The following is a 20,100-nucleotide window of genomic DNA, read 5'->3' as shown; positions in this document are numbered from 1 at the left end:
CCAGAAAAGGACTTACCCACCGATCATCCCGCGGCCTCGTACGAGCCGCATGTTCTACGGCTGAATCAGGCGGAAGGCCTCAGGAGCGACCGCGTTCCCCCGGGGCCGAGGCGGTCGAACCGCGCACCACCAGCTCCGGCATGAACACGAACTCGCTGTGCGGCGCGGGCGTCCCGCCGATCTCCTCCAGCAGCGTGCGCACGGCGGCCTGGCCCATGGCCGGGACCGGCTTGCGGATGGTCGTCAGGGGCGGGTCGGTGAACGCGATCAGCGGGGAGTCGTCGAAACCGACCACGGAGAAATCCTTGGGCACGTCCAGACCGAGCTGCCGGGCCGCCCGGATGGCGCCCAGCGCCATCATGTCGCTGGCGCACACCACGGCCGTGCAGTTCCGCTCGATCAGGGCGGTCGCGGCGGCCTGTCCGCCCTCCAGCGTGTACAGGGAGTGCTGCACGAGCTGCGATTCGACGGTCTCGGCGGCCAGGCCCAGCTGCTCCTGCACCGCCCGCACGAACCCCTCGATCTTGCGCTGCACCGGCACGAACCGCTTGGGCCCCAGCGCCAGTCCGATCCGGGTGTGCCCGAGGGACGCCAGGTGCGTCACGGCCAGGCTCATCGCCGCCCGGTCGTCGGGGGAGATGAACGGCGCCTGCACCTTCGGCGAGAAACCGTCGACCAGGACATAGGGCACGCCCTGCGCGCGCAGCCGGTCGTAGCGCTGCATGTCGGCGGTGGTGTCCGCGTGCAGCCCGGAGACGTAGATGATGCCGGCGACCCCGCGGTCCACCAGCATCTCGGTCAGTTCGTCCTCGGTCGAGCCGCCCGGGGTCTGGGTGGCCAGCACGGGCGTGTATCCCTGCCGCGTCAGCGCCTGGCCGATGACCTGGGCCAGGGCCGGGAAGATCGGGTTCTCCAGCTCCGGCGTGATCAGGCCGACCAGGCCCTCGCTGCGCTGCCGCAGCCGCACCGGGCGTTCGTAGCCCAGCACGTCGAGGGCGGCCAGCACGGACTGGCGGGTCGTGGCGGCGACGCCCGGCTTCCCGTTGAGGACGCGGCTGACGGTCGCTTCGCTCACCCCCGCCTGCAAAGCGATGTCCGCAAGCCGTGTGGTCACAGCACTGGACTGTAGCGGCCGGACTTCCGCTTGCACACCGACGGGACGCCGGGCGCGGGCCGGCGCCCGGCCCGCTGCGGGTTGCTTGGTCATCGCGGTCCCCTGAGGTCGTGTCGGCGTCCGCTCCGCAACGGATGATTCCCCCGGCGGAAACGGATGGCAAGTGCTTGCAGAGTCTTGCACAGCTGTCCGACTCCCCGTCGATCAGCCGTATCAAGGCTTCAGGGCGATCGAGGGGAGGTCACGGCGGGATAACCATCCGCACCTCTTGCAACTTTTTGCTGCAAGGTCTTTCGCAACACGTTGCGACGCGGTTAATGTCACCGACGCCCGGCGGCCAACGGCGCAGTCGGCAGCACAACGGGCTTCACCCTCAAGGAGAACTCATGCGGCGTGGCATAGCGGCCACCGCGCTGGTGGCGTCCCTCGCCCTGGCAGCGACGGCGTGCGGCGGAAGCGACAGCGGCGACGAGGCCGGCGGCCCGGTCACCATCACCTGGTGGGACACCTCCAACGCCACCAACGAGGCGCCGACCTACAAGGCCCTCGTCAAGGAGTTCGAGGCCGCCAACAAGGACGTCAAGGTCAAGTACGTCAACGTCCCCTTCGACCAGGCGCAGAACAAGTTCGACACCGCCGCCGGTTCCAAGGGTGCCCCCGATGTGCTGCGCTCCGAGGTCGGCTGGACCCCCGCCTTCGCCAAGAAGGGCTTCTTCCTGCCGCTGGACGGCACCGACGCCCTCGCCGAGCAGGACAAGTTCAAGTCCAACCTGATCAAGCAGGCCCAGTACGAGGGCAAGACCTACGGTGTCCCGTTCACCACGGACACCCTCGCCCTGGTCTACAACAAGGCCCTGTTCGAGAAGGCCGGCGTCGAGGCTCCCAAGACCTGGGACGACCTGAAGAAGGCCGCGGCCACGATCAAGGACAAGACCGGCGTCGACGGCTACTGGGGCTCGACCCAGTCCTACTACGCCCACTCCTTCCTCTACGGCGAGGGCGCCGACACCGTCGACGTCGGCGCCAAGAAGATCACGGTCACCTCGCCCGCGGCCGAGAAGGCCTACGGCACCTGGCTGAGCCTGTTCAAGGGCAAGGGCCTGCACAAGGCCGACACCACCGCCGACGCCTACGCCCACATCCAGGAGGCGTTCGTCAGCGGCAAGGTCGCCTCGATCGTCCAGGGCCCGTGGGAGATCACGAACTTCTACAAGGGCTCGGCGTTCAAGGACAAGGCCAACCTGGGCATCGCCACCGTCCCGGCCGGCTCCGCCGGCAAGGCGGGCGCCCCGACCGGCGGCCACAACCTCTCGGTCTACGCGGGCTCGGACAAGGCCCACCAGGAGGCCTCGCTGAAGTTCGTGAAGTTCATGACCTCGGCGAAGGCCCAGGAGACCATCGCGCTGAAGAACAACACGCTGCCGACGCGCGACGACGCCTACACCGACGAGGTCAAGGCCGACCCGGGCATCGCCGGCTACCAGGGCGTCCTCGCCGCCGCCCAGCCGCGGCCGGAGCTGCCCGAGTACAGCTCGCTGTGGACGCCGCTGGACGACGAGCTGCTCGCGATCGCGGGTGGCAAGAAGTCGCTGGACGAGGGGCTGAAGAGCGCCGAGACCTCCATCGCCAAGCTGCTCCCGGACTACAGCAAGTAGGCCCTGTGGCCGCCGGATCCTCCAGCACAGAGGGGGAAGGATCCGGCGGCCGTCGGCCTGTGTGCCGTACCCCTCGATCTCCAGCTGATCTCCAGTTCGCGAAGAAGGTTGTCGAACATGACAGTCGCCATCGACCGAGCGACCGGCAAGCGGAGCGGTGACCGCGGTCCCCGGTCCGGGCTGGGCCGGCGCCTCAAGCACAGCTACCAGAAGCACTGGTACGCCTACGCGATGATCGCGCCCGTGGCCGTCGTGCTCGGCGTGCTCGTGCTGTACCCCCTGGCCTACGGCTTCTACCTGACGCTCACCGACGCGACCAGCCTCAACACGGCCCGGACGATCGGCGTCAACGAGATCGAGGCCACCTACAAGTTCATCGGCTTCGACAACTACGCCGACATCCTGTGGGGCGAGACCGCCTACGAGCGCTTCTGGTCCCACTTCATCTGGACGATCGTGTGGACGGCCCTGTGCGTCGCCCTGCACTACTCCATCGGCCTGGGCCTGGCGCTGCTGCTCAACCAGAAGCTGCGCGGGCGCACCTTCTACCGGCTGATCCTCATCCTGCCGTGGGCCGTGCCGACCTTCGTCACCGTCTTCGGCTGGCGCTTCATGCTCGCCGACTCCGGCATCATCAACTCCGGCCTGGAGACGCTGCACCTGCCGACCCCGGCGTGGCTGGAGGACACCTTCTGGCAGCGCTTCGCCGCGATCATGGTCAACACATGGTGCGGCGTGCCGTTCATGATGGTCTCCCTGCTGGGTGGCCTGCAGTCCATCGACTCCTCCCTCTACGAGGCCGCCGAGATGGACGGCGCCAGCCGCTGGCAGCAGTTCCGCTACGTCACCCTGCCGGGCCTCAGGTCGGTCAGCTCCACCGTGGTGCTGCTCGGCGTGATCTGGACGTTCAACCAGTTCGCCATCATCTTCCTGCTGTTCGGCAACACCGCCCCGGACGCGCAGATCCTCGTCACCTGGGCCTACCAGCTCGGCTTCGGACAGCAGCCGCGCGACTTCGCGCAGTCGGCCGCCTACGGCATCCTGCTGCTCGGCATCCTGATCGTCTTCACCTCCTTCTACCGCCGCTGGCTGAACCGCGATGAGCAGCAGCTCGCGATCTGAGGCAGGAGTCCCCATGAGCACCACGACCGTCCAGCAGTCCGCGGGCGGGGCCCCGGTCCCCGCCGTCGCCCCCGCGCCCGCCCCCGTGCGCCGGCGCGGCCGCCGCGGCGCGGCCGGGAGCCTCCTCTCCCACGGCCTGCTGATCATCGCGAGCCTGATCGCGCTCTTCCCGATCGCCTGGCTGGTCTTCCTGTCCCTCGGCCCGGACAAGGACGACTACCTGCACCCGGGCGGCATCTGGTCGAAGATGACCCTGGACAACTACAGCTTCGTGCTGCAGGAGACCGCCTTCTTCCACTGGTTGCAGAGCACGCTGATCGTGTCCCTGGGAACCACGGTCATCGGAGTGGTCATCGCCGCCACGACCGGGTACGCCGTGTCCCGCATGCGCTTCCCGGGCTACAAGAAGTTCATGTGGGTCCTGCTGTGCACGCAGATGTTCCCGATCGCCGTGCTGATCGTGCCGATGTACCAGATCCTGTCGAGCCTGCAACTCGTCGACACCTACTTCGGCCTGGTCCTGGTCTACTGCTCCACCGCGGTGCCCTACTGCGCCTGGCTGCTGAAGGGCTACTTCGACACCATCCCGTTCGAGATCGACGAGGCCGGCCGCGTCGACGGACTGACGCCCTTCGGCACGTTCTTCCGGCTGATCCTGCCGCTCGCCCGGCCCGGTCTGGCGGTGGCCGCGTTCTACAGCTTCATCACCGCCTTCGGTGAGGTCGCCTTCGCCACCGTCTTCATGCTGGACGACGAGAAGTACACCTTCGCCGTCGGCCTTCAGAGCTTCATCAGCGAGCACGACGCCCAGCGCAACCTGATGGCCGCGACCGCGGTGCTCATCGCGATACCCGTCTCCGCGTTCTTCTACCTCGTGCAGAAGAACCTGGTGACCGGGCTCACCGCCGGCGGCACCAAGGGCTGATCCGGCGCCCTCCGGGCCGTCGCCGAACGGCCTCCACCAGCCCGAGGCGGCCGCGGCGCCCATCCGACCCCGCTGTGCCGCGGCCGCCTCGTCACCCCACCCACGCCTTCCATGACCGACATCCTGTTACGCATCAAGGACGACATGAGCCAGCACTCAGCTGCACCTGCCCCCACCCCCACGTCCGCCACGGCCGTCGCCAAGCGCCGCGACTGGTGGCGGGACGCGGTGATCTACCAGGTGTACCCGCGCAGCTTCGCCGACAGCAACGGCGACGGCATGGGCGACCTGGAGGGTGTCCGCACCCGGCTGCCGTACCTGCGCGAGCTCGGCGTGGACGCCGTGTGGCTCAGCCCCTTCTACGCCTCGCCGCAGGCCGACGCCGGCTACGACGTCGCCGACTACCGCGCTGTCGACCCCATGTTCGGCAACCTCCTGGACGCCGACGCGCTGATCCGCGACGCCCACTCGCTGGGCCTGCGCATCATCGTCGACCTGGTGCCCAACCACTCCTCCGACCAGCACGAGTGGTTCAAGCGGGCCGTCGCCGAGGGCCCGGGCTCCTCGCTGCGGGACCGCTACCACTTCCGTCCCGGCAAGGGCGAGAACGGCGAACTGCCGCCCAACGACTGGGAGTCGATCTTCGGCGGCCCGGCCTGGACCCGCGTCACCGAACCCGACGGCACGCCCGGCGAGTGGTACCTGCACCTCTTCGCCCCCGAGCAGCCCGACTTCAACTGGGAGCACCCGGCGGTCGGCGACGAGTTCCGCTCCATCCTGCGCTTCTGGCTGGACATGGGCGTGGACGGCTTCCGCATCGACGTCGCCCACGGCCTGGTGAAGGCGGACGGGCTGCCCGACCTTGGATCCCACGACCAGGTGAAACTGCTGGGCAACGATGTCATGCCGTTCTTCGACCAGGACGGCGTGCACGAGATCTACCGCCAGTGGCGGCTGATCCTGGACGAGTACTCCCCCAAGCACTCCGTGCAGGGGGTACCCCCAGAGCGCATCTTCGTCGCCGAGGCGTGGACGCCGACGATCGAGCGGACCGCCAACTACGTCCGCCCGGACGAGCTGCACCAGGCGTTCAACTTCCAGTACCTGAGCACCCACTGGGACGCGGCCGAGATGCGCGAGGTCATCGACCGCACCCTGGAGGCCATGCGTCCGGTCGGTGCCCCGGCCACCTGGGTGCTGTCCAACCACGACGTCACCCGGCACGCCACCCGCTTCGCCAACCCGGCAGGTCTCGGCACACAGATCCGCCTGGCCGGAGACCGCGCACTCGGCCTGCGCCGGGCCCGGGCCGCGAGCCTGCTGATGCTGGCGCTGCCCGGCTCGGCCTACGTCTACCAGGGCGAGGAGCTCGGACTGCCCGACGTCGTCGACCTGCCGGACGAGGTGCGCCAGGACCCGGCGTACTTCCGGGGCGCGGGCCAGGACGGCTTCCGCGACGGCTGCCGGGTGCCGATCCCGTGGACCAGGACCGGGTCGTCGTACGGCTTCGGCGACGGGGGCAGCTGGCTGCCGCAGCCGGAGGGCTGGGGCGAGCTGAGCGTCGAGGCGCAGACCGGCGTGCCCGGTTCGACGCTGGAGCTGTACCGGGCCGCGCTCCGTGTGCGGCGCGAGCAGCCCGACCTCGGTGCCGGCACGTCCGTGGAGTGGCTGCGGGCGCCCGAGGGCGTGCTGGCCTTCCGGCGCGGGGAGTTCGTGTGCGTCGCCAACACCACCGGCGAGTCCGTGGCGATGCCGGCGTACGGCCGGGTGCTGGTGGCGAGCGGGGAGATCGTCGAGGTCGACGACGAGGCCAAGGTGCCGGCCGACACCACGGTGTGGTGGACCACCGCGACCGCCGAGGCCCGCGCCTGACTTTCCTTTGAATTTCGTACGGCCCGCTGCCCTTTCGGGCGGCGGGCCTCTACTATCTGCGTCACCGCAAGGTTTCTGAACCTTGCAGCAAGAACCTTCAACGAAGAAGGAAACCCCACATGGCACGCAGATACCTCGCCTCCGCCGTCGCGCTCGCCGCGGCTGCGGTTGTCATGACCCCGACTGGTGCACAGGCCTCCCCACCTGGCACCAAGGACGTCACCGCCGTCCTCTTCGAGTGGAACTTCGCCTCGGTGGCCCGCGAGTGCACCACCACCCTCGGGCCCGCCGGATACGGCTACGTCCAGGTCTCCCCGCCCGCCGAGCACATACAGGGCCCGCAGTGGTGGACCTCGTACCAGCCGGTCAGCTACAAGATCGCCGGCCGGCTCGGCGACCGCGCGGCGTTCCAGAACATGGTGAACACCTGCCACGCGGCCGGTGTGAAGGTCGTCGTGGACACCGTCATCAACCACATGGCGGCCGGCAACGGCACCGGCACCGGCGGTTCGTCGTACGCGAAGTACAACTACCCCGGCCTCTACTCGGCGCCCGACTTCGACGACTGCACGGGCCAGATCACCAACTACCAGGACCGCTGGAACGTCCAGCACTGCGAACTGGTCGGCCTCTCCGACCTCGACACGGGCGAGAACTACGTCCGCGGCGCGATCGCCGGCTACATGAACGACCTGCTCTCCCTCGGTGTCGACGGCTTCCGCATCGACGCGGCCAAACACATGGACGCAGCCGACCTGGCGAACATCAAGTCCCGGCTGAACAGCCCGTCGGTGTACTGGAAGCAGGAGGTCATCCACGGCTCCGGCGAGGCGGTCCAGCCCACCGAATACACGAGTAACGGAGACGTCCAGGAGTTCCGCTACGCCTACGACCTCAAGCGGGTCTTCACCAACGAGAACCTCGCCTACCTGAAGAACTACGGCGAGGGCTGGGGCTACATGAGCAGCGGTGTGTCGGGCGTCTTCGTCGACAACCACGACACCGAGCGCAACGGCTCGACCCTCAGCTACAAGGACAACGCCACCTACACCCTGGCCAACGTCTTCATGCTGGCCTGGCCCTACGGCGCCCCGGACATCAACTCCGGCTACGAGTTCTCCGACCACGACGCCGGCCCCCCGAACGGCGGCCAGGTGAACGCCTGCTGGCAGGACGGCTGGAAGTGCCAGCACAACTGGCCGGAGATCAGGTCCATGGTCGGCTTCCGCAACGCCACCCGGGGTCAGGCCGTCACCGACTGGTGGGACAACGGCGGCGACGCCATCGCGTTCGGCCGGGGCGGCAAGGGCTTCGTGGCCATCAACCACGAGCCGGGTTCGCTGAGCCGTACGTATCAGACGTCGCTGCCTGCGGGGACGTACTGCGATGTGCAGAACAGCAGGACGGTGACGGTGAACGCCGGCGGGCAGTTCACGGCCACCCTCGGCTCCAACACCGCCCTCGCGATCTACGCGGGCAAGTCGAGCTGCTGAGTTGCACGTCGGCTGACGCCCCTCGGCCGGTTCTTCCGAGGGGCGTCACCGAGGCCTCGTGGCCGACGCGGCCCTCGACGGTGTCGAGGCGGGCTCCGCCGAGGTCCTCGCCGACCAGTGGAACCGGGACGTCAAGTCCCGTCTGCCGCTGGCGCCGGAAGAGTTCAACGCCGCGATGGGCCGCGCCCTGGCGGCGCTGATGGCGGCCTGAGGGGCCCCTCGGGTGTTCTGAAATTCCTTTCTGATGCTTTCAGGACTCTTGCTGTAAGAGTTGCGGCGGCGATACGGTCGCGCGGGGTCGGACCTCAAGAGCCGCACGTCGCAAGGAGTCCACGTCTTGATACCGAGATGGCCGGTGCCGTCGAGGCGCCGAACTGCCCGTACCGGACGGGTCGCCGCGGTCACCGTGACCGCGCTGGCCGCAGCGCTCGTCCAGCCCCTCGCGGCGCGGGCGGACACCCCGCCACCGCCCCCGTCCGACGCCAGGCTCGCCGCCGAGCCGGCCCGGCACGACGCCACCCGTGAGCAGTTCTACTTCGTCCTGCCGGACCGTTTCGCCAACGGCGACCCGCGCAACGACAAGGGCGGCCTGACCGGCTCCCGCCTCGCCACCGGCTACGACCCCACCGACAAGGGCTTCTACCAGGGCGGCGACCTCAAGGGCCTCACCAAGAAGCTCGACTACATCAAGGGCCTGGGCACCACCGCCCTCTGGATGGCCCCGATCTTCAAGAACCGGCCCGTGCAGGGCACCGGGGCCAACGCCTCGGCCGGTTACCACGGTTACTGGATCACCGACTTCACCCAGGTCGACCCGCACTTCGGCACCAACGAGGACCTGGAAACCCTCATCGACAAGGCCCACGCCAAGGGCATGAAGGTCTTCTTCGACGTCATCACCAACCACACCGCGGACGTCGTCGACTACGAGGAGAAGTCCTACGACTACCTGTCCAAGGGCGCCTTCCCGTACCTGACGAAGGACGGCGTGCCCTTCGACGACGCCGACTACGCCGACGGGCGGCGCGGCTTCCCCGCGGTCGACCGGGACTCCTTCCCGCGCACCCCGGTGGTCACCAAGAAGAACAAGGTGCCGTCGTGGCTCAACGACCCGACGATGTACCACAACCGCGGCGACTCCACCTTCGCCGGTGAGAGCTCCACCCACGGCGACTTCTCCGGCCTCGACGACCTGTGGACCGAGCGGCCCGAGGTCGTCGACGGCATGGAGAAGATCTACCAGCGCTGGGTGCGGGACTTCGACATCGACGGCTTCCGGATCGACACCGTGAAGCACGTCAACATGGAGTTCTGGACCCAGTGGGCCACGGCCCTCGACGCCTACGCGGCCAAGCGGGGCCGGGACGACTTCTTCATGTTCGGCGAGGTGTACTCGGCCGACACGGACGTCACCTCGCCGTACGTCACCCAGGGCCGCCTCGACGCCACGCTCGACTTCCCCTTCCAGGAGGCGGCCCGCCAGTACGCCTCGCAGGGCGCGAGCGCGCAGAAGCTCGCCGGTGTCTTCGGCGACGACTACAAGTACACGACCGGCAAGGCCAACGCGTACGAGCAGGTCACCTTCCTCGGCAACCACGACATGGGCCGGATCGGGTCCTTCCTGAAGCAGGACGACCCGAAGGCCACCGACGCCGAGCTCCTCGCCAAGGACAAACTCGCCAACGAGCTGATGTTCCTCAGCCGCGGCAACCCCGTCGTCTACTACGGCGACGAGCAGGGCTTCACCGGCCCGGGCGGTGACAAGGACGCCCGGCAGACCATGTTCGCCTCGCGCACCGCCGACTACCTCGACGACGACCGTATCGGCACCGACCGGACCCACGCCGAGGACGCCTACGACATGAAGGCGCCGCTCTACCAACAGATCAGTGCCCTCGCCAAGCTCCGCAAGGCCAACCCGGCACTGACCGACGGCGTCCAGCAGCAGCGGTACGCGGCCGACGGACCGGGCGTCTACGCCTTCTCCCGCACCGACGCGAAGAACGGCACCGAGTACGTCGTCGCCTTCAACAACGCCGGCGAGGCGAAGACGGCGACCTTCCCGACCGGCTCGGCCGGCATGACCTTCAAGGGCATCCACGGCACCAGCGCCTCCCCGAAGAGCGACGGCGACAGGAAGCTCACCGTCACCGTCCCGGCCGGCTCGGCGATCGTCCTCAAGGCGTCCGGCAGGCTCGCCGAGCCCGCCACCGCGCCGACGATCACCCTGAAGGCCCCGGCCCCGGGTGCGACGGGAACCGTCGAGGTCACCGCCGACACGGGCGGCGGACAGCTCAACCGTGTCGTCTTCGCCGCGCAGACCGGCAACGGCAGGTGGCAGACCCTCGGCTCCGCCGACCACGCCCCCTACAAGGTCACCCACACCATCGGCAAGAACGTGGCGCCCGGCACGGCCCTGCGCTACAAGGCCGTCGTCGTCGACTCGGCCGGCCGCACCGCGAGCGCCCTCGCCGCCTCCACCACCGGCACCCCGCCCGCCCCCGAGCCGCCCACCGCCTCCTCGCGCGACTACGCGATCGTGCACTACAAGCGCGCCGACGGGGACTACGCCGACTGGGGCCTGTACGCCTGGGGCGACCTGGCCGAGGGCGAGGCCACCGAGTGGCCGAAGAGCCACCCCTTCACCGGCCGGGACGCCTACGGCGCCTTCGCCTGGGTCAAGCTCAAGCCCGGCGCCTCGAACGTCGGCTTCCTCGTCATCGACAAGGACGGCACAAAGGACGTCGCCACCGACCGCACGATCGACGTCACGAAGACCGGCGAGATCTGGATCGAGCAGGGCAAGGAGACCGTCACCACCGAGCGGCCCGAGTACCCGGCGCCCGACAAGAGCAAGGCCGTCCTGCACTACCACCGGGCCGACGGGACGTACGACGGCTGGGGTCTGCACGTCTGGACCGGCGCCGCGAACCCCACCGAGTGGTCGAAGCCCCTCGAACCGGTCAAGACTGATTCCTATGGCGCAGTCTTCGAGGTACCGCTCACCGACGGAGCCACCAGCCTCAGCTACATCCTGCACAAGGGCGACGAGAAGGACCTGCCCACCGACCAGTCGCTCGACCTCAAGGCGAACGGCCCCGAGGTGTGGCTGGTGAGCGGCCAGGAGAAGTACCTGCTCCCGCAGCCCGCGGGCAGCGCGGCCGCCCTCGACCTGACCACCTCCAAGGCCGTCTGGATCGACCGGAACACCCTCGCCTGGAACGGCTCCGACGCCGCCGCCTCCACCCAGCTGCTCTACGCCCGCGACGGCTCGATCGCCGTGAAGGACGGCGCCCTGACCGGTGACGCCACGTGGCTGCGCCTGTCGAGGAGCGAGCTGACCGACGCCCAGCAGGCGAAGTTCCCGCACCTGAAGGAGTACGACGCCTGGACCGTCGACCCGCGCGACCGCGACCGGGTCCGTGAGGCCCTGCGCGGGCAGGTCGTCGCCACCCAGCACGCGGTGAACGGAGCGGTGCTCGCGGCGACCGGCGTCCAGATCGCCGGTGTCCTCGACGACCTGTACTCCGGCGCCACCGGGGCCGACCTGGGGCCGACGTTCGACAAGGGCCGCCCCACGCTGTCCGTGTGGGCGCCGACCGCCCAGCAGGTGTCCCTGGAGATCGGCGACTCCACCACCGCGATGCGCCGTGACGCCGGCACCGGCGTCTGGTCCGTCACCGGCCCGAAGTCCTGGAAGGGCAAGCCCTACCGGTACGTCGTGAAGGTCTGGGCGCCCAGCGTCCGCAAGGTCGTCACCAACAAGGTCACCGACCCCTACGCCGTCGCCCTCACCGCCGACTCGAAGCGCAGCCTCGTCGTCGACCTGGACGACAAGGCGCTCAAGCCCACCGGCTGGTCGGCGTACACCAAGCCGAAGGCCGTGCCGCTGCGGGACGCCCAGATCCAGGAGCTGCACATCCGGGACTTCTCCGTCGAGGACCGCACGGCGAAGCACCCCGGCACCTATCTGGCCTTCACCGACAAGGCCAGTGACGGCAGCAAGCACCTGCGCGAGCTGGCGAAGGCGGGCACCTCGTACGTCCACCTGCTGCCCGCGTTCGACATCGCCACCATCCCGGAGAGGAAGACCGACCAGGCGAAGACCGACTGCGACCTGGCCTCCTTCCCCGCCGACTCCGACAAGCAGCAGGAGTGCGTCGGGAAGATCGCCGCGAAGGACGCCTACAACTGGGGCTACGACCCGTTCCACTACACGGTCCCCGAGGGCTCCTACGCCACCGACCCGGACGGCACCGCCCGCACGGTCGAGTTCCGGAAGATGGTGAGGGCCCTCAACGACGACGGCCTGCGGGTCGTCATGGACGTCGTCTACAACCACACCGCGGCGAGCGGCCAGGCGGACACCTCCGTCCTGGACCGCATCGTGCCCGGCTACTACCAGCGGCTCCTCGCCGACGGCTCGGTCGCGAACAGCACCTGCTGCGCCAACACCGCCACCGAGAACGCCATGATGGGCAAACTCGTCGTCGACTCGGTCGTCACCTGGGCGAAGGAGTACAAGGTCGACGGCTTCCGCTTCGACCTCATGGGCCACCACCCGAAGGCCAACATCCTCGCGGTCCGCGAGGCCCTCGACGCGCTGACCCCCGCGAAGGACGGCGTCGACGGCAAGAAGATCATCCTCTACGGCGAGGGCTGGAACTTCGGCGAGATCGCCGACGACGCCCGGTTCCCCCAGGCCACGCAGAAGAACATGGCCGGCACCGGCATCGCCACCTTCTCCGACCGCGCCCGTGACGCCGTGCGCGGCGGCGGCCCCTTCGACGAGGACCCCGGCGTCCAGGGCTTCGCGTCCGGTCTGTACACCGACCCCAACTCCTCGAAGAACAACGGCACCGAGGCCGAGCAGAAGGCCCGCCTGCTGCACTACCAGGATCTGATCAAGGTCGGGCTCTCCGGCAACCTCGCCGGCTACCGCTTCACCGACACCGCGGGCAAGGAGGTCAAGGGCTCCGAGGTCGACTACAACGGCGCCCCCGCCGGGTACGCCGACGCCCCCGGAGACGCCCTCGCCTACGCCGACGCCCACGACAACGAGACCCTGTTCGACGCGCTCGCCTTCAAGCTGTCCGCTTCGACGAGCGCGGCCGACCGGGCCCGGATGCAGGTCCTGGCCATGGCGACGGCCACCCTCTCCCAGGGCCCGGCCCTCTCCCAGGCGGGCACCGACCTGCTGCGCTCCAAGTCCCTGGACCGCAACTCCTACGACAGCGGCGACTGGTTCAACGCCGTCCACTGGAGGTGCGAGGACGGCAACGGCTTCGGCCGCGGCCTGCCCATGGCGGCGGACAACACCGACAAGTGGCCCTATGCCAAGCCCCTGCTGACCAAGGTCACGGTGGGCTGCGAGCAGATCGAGGGCACCTCGGCCGCCTACCGTGACCTGCTGCGGATCCGGAGCACCGAGCGGGACTTCTCCCTCGGCACGGCCGCACAGGTGCAGTCCCGGCTGTCCTTCCCGCTGTCCGGCACGGACGAGACGCCCGGCGTGATCACCATGCGGCTCGGTGACCTCGTCGTCGTCTTCAACGCCACGCCGGAGAAGCAGGAGCAGCGCGTGCCCGCACTGGCCGGGGCGGGGTACCGGCTGCATCCGGTCCAGGCGGCGGGCGCGGACTCTACCGTCAAGTCCGCCTCCTACGCCGCCGAATCGGGAACCTTCGCCGTTCCGGGGCGCACGGTCGCCGTCTTCACCCGGGCCGCCGGATAGCGCACTACGTTGGGTGGGGCGGGCCGTGATCCACGGCCCGCCCCCTTCCCGTACGCGCCCCGAGAGGCCACCGAGAGGCACGCCAGCGGCATGCAGCACAGCTCCGGCACAACCGTGCTGGTCGTGGACGACGTCGCGGCCAGCCGCTACGCCATGGGCGCGGTGCTGCAACGGGCCGGCCACCGGGTCGTGCCCGTCGCCAGCGGCGGCGAGGCACTCGTCGAACTCGACGTGCGGCTGCGGGAGGGCACCCTGCCCGACGTGGCCCTCGTCGACGTGGGCCTGCCCGACATGAGCGGCTTCGAACTGTGCCGCCGGGTCCGGGCCCAGCCGCCCATGGCCGCACTGCCCGTCGTGCACTTCTCGGCCGCCGCGACCGCTCCCGGCGACCGGTGCCGGGGTCTCGACGCAGGCGGGGACGCCTATCTGACCGTGCCCGCCGAACCACGGGAGATCCAGGCCGTCGTCCGGGCCGCCGTACGCGGGGCCCGGCGCGCCACGGGCGCCGAGACCGCCGTGCACCGGCTGACGCTGCTGGCCGAGGCCGTCATCACCGTGCAGGCGGCCCGCTGTCCGCGGGAACTGGCCACCGCGGCCGCCGAGGGCACCGCACGCCTCACCGCCTCACCCGCCGTGGTGTTCGTCGTGGGCCCGGACGGCGAGCCGTACCGCGGCACGGCCCGGGGCCGCCCCGCGGACGCGGACGACGACGCCCACCAGGTGGCGGCACGGCTGGTCACCCGGCTCGCGGAGGGACGCACGGGCGTGCACACCACCGTCGTGCCCGCGCCGCTGTGGCCGGCCGGGGTCTTCCGTCCGGGCGTCGAGGAGGATGCCCGCGTGACCGTGGCGACGGCCCAGGACGGCCGGACGACGGTGTGCCTCGCCACGCCCGTGCGGCGCACGGCGGTCGGCGACCCCGCCGACGACGGACTGCGCGCCCGCCTCGCCCAGGCCACCGCGCTCGCCGCCGAACCGCTGCTGATGTACCAGGTGGAGCGGCATGTCGCCCTCACCCTCCAGCGCAGCTTCCTGCCCCGGCCGCACAAGCTGCCGCACCTGCCCGGCGTCGACATCGTCGTCCGGTACGTGCCCGCCTCCGAGCAGACCGAGATCGGCGGCGACTTCTACGCCGCCCTGCGTACCCGCGAGGGGATCCTCACCGCGGTCGGGGACGTCGTCGGGCACTCGCTGGACGCGGCCACCGTCATGGTCGAGATCCGCCACGCCCTGCGCGCCTACTGCGTCGACGAGAGCGACCCGGTCGTGCTGGCCACGCGGCTCGACCGGATGCTCCAGGAGTACCACCCCGACGTTACGGCCACCGTGTGCCTGGCCCTGGTCGACCCCGGCAGCGGGCGGGTGCGCATCGCCAACGCCGGCCACATCCCGCCGCTGATCCTGCGCGCGGGAGGCGACGCCCGGTACGCCGACGCCTGCGGTCCGCTGCTCGGGCTGGGCCTGGAGCGGCCCCCGGCGACCGAGTGCCGACTGCACCGCACCGACCGCCTGCTCATGGTCACCGACGGCCTCATCGAGACCCGCGGCACCCCCATCACGACCTCCATGGACCAGCTCCGCACGGCCGCCGCCGACGCCCCGCCCGACCTCGACACCCTCTGCGACGTGCTGCTGGGCTGCTTCGGCCGCGACCCCGAGGACGACATCGCGATGCTGGCCCTGCGGCTAGGGTGAGCCCGTTGGCCGCCCAGAACAGGAGTACTGATGCCGCAGATCACCGTCGACTATTCCGCCGACCTCGCCGGCGACTTCGACCGGCCCGGTTTCGCCAAGGCGCTGCACGAGGCGACGGTCGAGATCGCGGCCGCCAAGCCGGCGGCGTGCAAGAGCCGGTTCCGTCCGACCGAGGACATCGTGGTCGGCCCCGAGACCGAGGGGCACGCCCATGTGCACGTCCACATCGCGCTCCTCGCCGGCCGCACCGACGAGACCAAGGCCCGGCTCACCCAGGCCGCGCTGGAGCTGCTGCGGACCCACCTCAAGCCCGCCGGAGGGCGCGCGCTGCACGCCTCCGCCGAGGTCCGCGACCTGGACCCGTCGTACGCCAAGTCCGAGAGCTAGGGTCTGTCGTTCGGATCAGGCCGCAGGGCAACGGCGGTGCTTCTCGATGCCGGTGAGCGGGGCTTGGTGCGTGTAGCTGCAAGGCGGAGGAGGGAGTCGACGCGGAGCGTCGGCGAGTGACGACAACGCGGCAGATGCGCGTGCCAGGCCCCGCGTCTGCGGCGTGATCCAAACGACAGACCCTGGGCCCGCTCAGCCCGCCAGGGCGATGAGCCGGCCGGCCAGATGCGCGAACGGGCCGTCGGCCGGCTCGTCCTTGACGATCTCGCGCAGCAGCGCGGCCATCTCCTCGTCGTAGGCGGCGCTGACCGCGGCGAGCGCCGCGAAGTCATTGACGAGCTGGGGTTCCAGCTCCTCGCGCGGGATGCGCCGGCCGTCCAGCCAGATCAGCGCCGTCGACTCGGCGAGCGAGATCCAGGAACGGACGACCAGTTCGAGGCGCGCGGGCGGATCGGTCACGCCCAGGTGCGAAAGGATCTGGACATACGCGGCCTGCCGTACGGAGTCGACGAGCGCGTTGGTCGTCGAGGAGCCGACCGCCGGACCGCCGCGCATCAGGGCGGAGAAACCGGGCCCGTGCTCGTCCACGAAGTCGAAGTAGCGGTGCATCACGCGCAGCAGCCGCGCCCCCAGCGGACCCTCGTGCGGCTCCACGAAGCGGGCCGCCAGATCGTCCGAGGCCCGCTGCAACGCGGCCTCGTACAGGCTGAGTTTGCCGGGGAAGTAGTGGTAGACCAACGGGCGGGAAATGCCGGCGGCCGACGCTATCTCATCGATGGAGACCTCGTCGGGCGAGCGGCGGCTGAACAGTTCGAGGGCGACGCCGATCAACTGCTGCCGCCGCTCCTCGACTCCCATTCTGCGGCGAACCCCGATAGTCATGCGAACACCTTACCGATCGATTCCGGCCTCGAACGGGCCGGATCGATCACGGGGCGTCCCCGGCCGCACCCCACGGGCCCGGAAACCGCCCGTGTCAGCGCAGTCCGCGCAGCGAACGCCCGTCCTTCAGGGTGCCCTTGAGCTGAGCCTGCGCTCCCTGCTCGGCCGGCACGGTCAGCAGACTGCCCTGCTGTACTCCGTTCACGCCACCCGTCGCCCGGATCGACGCGGTCTCCCGGCCTCCCGCGGCCAGCAGGTACCAGTCGCCGGCCTTCGACTTCCACAGCACCCCCGCCAGCACGTGCGGGTCACGCTCCCCGCACGCCGGGACGTTCTCGGCCTTCGCCGCCGCCGCCCCGTACGCCCCGCCCGGCGTGTGGAACTGCGCCAGCACCCGTGCCCCGCCGCCCCGCCAGGTCTCGGCCCGCGTGCACACCCAGGCCGCCGAGCCGCTCGCGTCGGGCAGCGGCTGCTCGTTGAACGCCCAGGCGTTGACGCTCCGCACCCCCGCCGAGCGCACCGTGCCCAGCGAGCAGGCGAACGGCTGCCAGGTGCGCAGCGCCGCGGCGCCGGACACCTCACGCGGGGAACCCGGCCGTCCGGTGGTGAGCCGCGCCGGAACGAGTTCGCCGAGGTCGGTCAGCAGCCGCGTCCTGGCGCCGTCCGTCACTTGCAGCACGTTCCACGAGGTGCAGGGGCCGGACCGCAGGGCCGGGCTGGCCAGGGGCGTGGTCACACCGTCGGTGAGCGTGAGGTCCATCGCGCCGGAGCCCGGCTTCATCAGGTCCCGCTCGCCGGCCTTCTTCACCCAAGGGGCCGTCAGATAACGGACGTTGCCGTCGGAGCGGCCCAGGACCACCGCGCCCGCCTCGGCCCGGCCGGCCCCGTCCACCCGGGCGAAGTCGAGGGCGGCGCCCTGCGTGCCGTCCTTCGGCTCGGCGTACCGGGCGATGCGCAGACCGTCGTAGAGGATCACCACGCGCGCCGCGTCGACCGTCCCCGCGTACAGCAGCTGGGGCGGTCCGGCCGGGCCGCCGGAGAGGGTGCCGGGGGTCACCGACACCTGGACCGTCCCGCCCGGGCGGGCCCACACGGCCAGGGCGCGCCTGAGCAGGGCCTTGTCGCCGGTCAGGTCGCCGCGGGCCGGCCACACGGAGAAGTCGGTGCGCGCCGAGCTGCGCCAGGCCTCCGGGGGCATCCGGGTCAGCTTCGAGGGGTCCAGGGCGGCCTGCGCGGCCGGGTTGCGCGCGTACGGCGGTGCCGCGGCGCCCTCGGGGCCCCAGCCCTCACCGGGCAGCCCGAGCAGCGCCCCGCACACCAGCAGGGCGGCACCGGCGGCCAGCGCGGCCTTCAGGTGCTGGCGGCGGCGCATCAGGTCGGTGGGGCGGGCCTGGAGCGAGCACGGGTCGAACTCGGGGGAGTCGAGCAGCCCGTACTGGGCGGGGATCCCGCCGGCCTCCAGCACCGCGCCCTCCGGGTCGGCGACGCCCACCGCGGCGAGGACCTTGCCCACCCCCTCGTCCGTGAGCCGCTCCAGACCGCGCAGCGCGTAGACGGCCCGGGCCGGTCCCGACAGGGTGGACAGCCGCTGATCCAGGGCGAGTTCGTCGGCGCCGCCGGAGCGCGGGAACAGCTTCAGGCCCCACACGTGCGGCAGCAGCGGCGGCAGCTGGGCCCGCTTGGGCCACGCCTTCGCCGTCAGCGGCAGCCCCGCCTCCAGCGCCGAGCGCAGCACCTGAAGACGGACCAGGGCGTAGCCGGGGTCACCGTCCCGGCCGGTGGACTGGGTGGGGATAACGGGGGCCGGTGTGCGGTTGCGGGGGAGGGCCCGCTGGGTGAGGGCGTGTGCGGTCAGGACGCGGCGGCTGCGGCCCAGCCGGGGCGGCAGCACCAGGTAGGCCAGCCGGACGAGCCTCGGGTAGTGCTCGACGAGCGCGGCCTCGGCCTGCTCGACGTCCACGAGCAGACCGGTGGGGGTGGGGGGTGCGGGGCGCGGGGCGACATCCTGTGACTGCACGTTCAGCAGAACGAGCGAATCGGGGGATGGTCACCTGGAGGCGGAGTGTCACGCCCCCGGGTGCTGCCCGGGTTCCACGAGCAGCCGGGCGTAGTTCGCCATGGACCGCTGGTAGCGCGGCAGATGCGGTGCCAGGGCACCCAGCGCCAGCGCCAGGGCCTCCCGGTCGCGGCCGAGACTCGACAGGCACAGGGCGAGACAGGCGCGTACGGCGTCGTCCAGCTCGTCGGAGGGCGCGACCAGTTCGGGCGTCAGCAGGGCGACGCCCTCCTCGGCCCGGCCGATGTTCCGCAGGGAGCTGGCCAGCTGGATCTTCGTCCGGCGGGCCTTGTAGGGGCTCACGTCGGCGAGGCCGAGCCGCAGCGCCTCCTGGTAGAGGGGGACCGCCTTGTCGGAGCGGCCCGTGGAGTCCCAGGCGCAGGCCTGCTCGAACGGGGCGTGCGGACTGCCTTCGGGCAGCTCGGCGACGAGGGCGTCGACGTCGGCGCGGAAGCGGGCCTCGTCCTCCTCCGTCTCGGCGTAGTCGCCGGAACGGTCCCAGAGGGCGGCCACACGGTCTTCCCAGTCCTGATCCACCGGGACACCCTCGCACAGGAGTGCACAGCGGGGCAGCGGAATTTGAGCATGTCCGGAGCCGCAGCCGTATCGAAGGCGAGAGCCTCTTGCCGGGGCTCCGTGCGGCATGCGTCCGGATCGTGCCGTGGCAGGACCGTGCCGACAAGGACCGGAGGAACAGATGAGGGTGACCCGACCGATGCTCGCGCTGAGCGGCGCGGTGGCGATACTGGCGCTGACCGGCTGCGGCGGATCCGGCGGCAAGGACGAGGCGGCCGTTGTGAAGGAGGTGAGCGGCAGCCTGGAGCACATCGCGGCCGAGGCCGACTGCGAGCCGGACATGCAGACGGACGCGGACACCATCCGCCAGGCCCTGTGCAAGAAGGGCAAGGACAAGTACGTCCTCGCCACCTTCGCCACCGACCGCGGCCAGCGCGAGTGGCTCAACAGCGCCAAGGACTACGGCGGCTACTACCTCGTCGGCCGCAAGTGGGTCGCCGTCGGCCAGCAGAAGACGGTCACCGCGCTCCAGGGCACCCTCGGCGGCACGATGGAGGAGGGTTCCGAGCACATGAACCCCGGCGGCAGCCACAACAAGGGCGGCGGTCACGGCAGCGGCAGCAGCAGCCATCACGGCTGATCGCCCCGG

General features: G+C 70.6%; 13 protein-coding genes and 1 pseudogene. 10 read left to right on the top strand and 4 right to left on the bottom strand.

The genetic code is table 11. The features are described from left to right. Window positions 1-79 precede the first annotated feature (79 nt). A complete protein-coding gene (locus GTY56_RS11385) occupies window positions 80-1,114 on the bottom strand; it encodes a substrate-binding domain-containing protein (protein WP_161362682.1) in 1,035 nt (344 codons plus the stop codon). A gap of 386 nt (window positions 1,115-1,500) precedes the next feature. Here GTY56_RS11385 and GTY56_RS11380 point away from each other — a divergent pair, with 386 nt between their 5' ends. The 9 genes and pseudogenes from GTY56_RS11380 to GTY56_RS11340 all read left to right on the top strand — a co-directional run bounded on the left by GTY56_RS11380 (window position 1,501) and on the right by GTY56_RS11340 (window position 15,997). Further along, window positions 1,501-2,769 carry an extracellular solute-binding protein gene (locus tag GTY56_RS11380; protein ID WP_161362683.1) on the top strand — a complete coding sequence of 423 codons (1,269 nt, stop codon included), beginning with the start codon at window positions 1,501-1,503 and terminating at the stop codon, window positions 2,767-2,769. A 117-nt stretch (window positions 2,770-2,886) separates the two neighbouring features. Further along, window positions 2,887-3,891 carry a carbohydrate ABC transporter permease gene (locus tag GTY56_RS11375; RefSeq protein WP_161362685.1) on the top strand — a complete coding sequence of 335 codons (1,005 nt, stop codon included), beginning with the start codon at window positions 2,887-2,889 and terminating at the stop codon, window positions 3,889-3,891. 13 nt (window positions 3,892-3,904) lie between these two features. Then, the gene (locus tag GTY56_RS11370) at window positions 3,905-4,816 is read left to right on the top strand and encodes a sugar ABC transporter permease (RefSeq protein WP_161362687.1); all 912 of its coding nucleotides are present in this window, start codon (window positions 3,905-3,907) and stop codon (window positions 4,814-4,816) included. 144 nt (window positions 4,817-4,960) lie between these two features. Continuing rightward, window positions 4,961-6,688 (top strand): glycoside hydrolase family 13 protein, encoded by a 1,728-nt coding sequence (locus GTY56_RS11365; RefSeq protein WP_161362837.1) that lies wholly within the window; start codon window positions 4,961-4,963, stop codon window positions 6,686-6,688. 119 nt (window positions 6,689-6,807) lie between these two features. Then, window positions 6,808-8,181 carry an alpha-amylase gene (locus GTY56_RS11360; RefSeq protein WP_161362689.1) on the top strand — a complete coding sequence of 458 codons (1,374 nt, stop codon included), beginning with the start codon at window positions 6,808-6,810 and terminating at the stop codon, window positions 8,179-8,181. A 58-nt stretch (window positions 8,182-8,239) separates the two neighbouring features. Beyond that, window positions 8,240-8,392 (top strand): annotated as a pseudogene (locus GTY56_RS11355) (short-chain dehydrogenase); the annotation flags it as partial. Between the two features lie 126 nt (window positions 8,393-8,518). Further along, a complete protein-coding gene (gene pulA / locus GTY56_RS11350) occupies window positions 8,519-13,915 on the top strand; it encodes a pullulanase-type alpha-1,6-glucosidase (RefSeq protein WP_161362691.1) in 5,397 nt (1,798 codons plus the stop codon). Between the two features lie 90 nt (window positions 13,916-14,005). Further along, the gene (locus GTY56_RS11345) at window positions 14,006-15,610 is read left to right on the top strand and encodes a fused response regulator/phosphatase (RefSeq protein ID WP_161362693.1); all 1,605 of its coding nucleotides are present in this window, start codon (window positions 14,006-14,008) and stop codon (window positions 15,608-15,610) included. Window positions 15,611-15,640: 30 nt separating this feature from the next. Then, complete coding sequence (locus tag GTY56_RS11340; RefSeq protein WP_161362695.1) at window positions 15,641-15,997, top strand: 5-carboxymethyl-2-hydroxymuconate Delta-isomerase; 357 nt, start codon at window positions 15,641-15,643, stop codon at window positions 15,995-15,997. 192 nt (window positions 15,998-16,189) lie between these two features. On the opposite strand, the gene GTY56_RS11335 is transcribed toward GTY56_RS11340, so the two are convergent. From GTY56_RS11335 to GTY56_RS11325, 3 genes are all read right to left on the bottom strand, one after another. Next, window positions 16,190-16,879, bottom strand: a complete 690-nt coding sequence (locus GTY56_RS11335) for a TetR/AcrR family transcriptional regulator (protein ID WP_161362696.1) — start codon at window positions 16,877-16,879, stop codon at window positions 16,190-16,192. A 94-nt stretch (window positions 16,880-16,973) separates the two neighbouring features. After that, entirely contained in the window at window positions 16,974-18,896 is a 1,923-nt protein-coding gene (locus GTY56_RS11330) for a hypothetical protein (protein ID WP_161362698.1), read from the bottom strand. Between the two features lie 48 nt (window positions 18,897-18,944). Beyond that, window positions 18,945-19,472 (bottom strand): tetratricopeptide repeat protein, encoded by a 528-nt coding sequence (locus tag GTY56_RS11325; RefSeq protein WP_161362701.1) that lies wholly within the window; start codon window positions 19,470-19,472, stop codon window positions 18,945-18,947. 160 nt (window positions 19,473-19,632) lie between these two features. On the opposite strand from GTY56_RS11325, the gene GTY56_RS11320 reads away from it, so the two are divergent. Beyond that, window positions 19,633-20,091 (top strand): hypothetical protein, encoded by a 459-nt coding sequence (locus GTY56_RS11320; protein ID WP_161362703.1) that lies wholly within the window; start codon window positions 19,633-19,635, stop codon window positions 20,089-20,091. Window positions 20,092-20,100 lie beyond the last annotated feature (9 nt).

Origin of the sequence: Streptomyces sp. SID5643 (assembly GCF_009872555.1) — a bacterium.
Taxonomy (GTDB): domain Bacteria; phylum Actinomycetota; class Actinomycetes; order Streptomycetales; family Streptomycetaceae; genus Streptomyces; species Streptomyces iakyrus.
The sequence above is the reverse complement of the archived record's forward strand: the minus strand, read 5'-3'. Positions and strand labels throughout refer to the sequence as shown.

What these genes read in the sequence shown, in the direction of transcription:
- GTY56_RS11380 (WP_161362683.1), top strand. Translation starts at nt 1,501, where the DNA reads ATGCGGCGTGGCATAGCGGCCACCGCGCTGGTGGCGTCCCTCGCCCTG.
- GTY56_RS11375 (WP_161362685.1), top strand. Translation starts at nt 2,887, where the DNA reads ATGACAGTCGCCATCGACCGAGCGACCGGCAAGCGGAGCGGTGACCGC.
- GTY56_RS11370 (WP_161362687.1), top strand. Translation starts at nt 3,905, where the DNA reads ATGAGCACCACGACCGTCCAGCAGTCCGCGGGCGGGGCCCCGGTCCCC.
- GTY56_RS11365 (WP_161362837.1), top strand. Translation starts at nt 4,961, where the DNA reads ATGAGCCAGCACTCAGCTGCACCTGCCCCCACCCCCACGTCCGCCACG.
- GTY56_RS11360 (WP_161362689.1), top strand. Translation starts at nt 6,808, where the DNA reads ATGGCACGCAGATACCTCGCCTCCGCCGTCGCGCTCGCCGCGGCTGCG.
- GTY56_RS11345 (WP_161362693.1), top strand. Translation starts at nt 14,006, where the DNA reads ATGCAGCACAGCTCCGGCACAACCGTGCTGGTCGTGGACGACGTCGCG.
- GTY56_RS11340 (WP_161362695.1), top strand. Translation starts at nt 15,641, where the DNA reads ATGCCGCAGATCACCGTCGACTATTCCGCCGACCTCGCCGGCGACTTC.
- GTY56_RS11335 (WP_161362696.1), bottom strand. Translation starts at nt 16,879, where the DNA reads ATGACTATCGGGGTTCGCCGCAGAATGGGAGTCGAGGAGCGGCGGCAG.
- GTY56_RS11320 (WP_161362703.1), top strand. Translation starts at nt 19,633, where the DNA reads ATGAGGGTGACCCGACCGATGCTCGCGCTGAGCGGCGCGGTGGCGATA.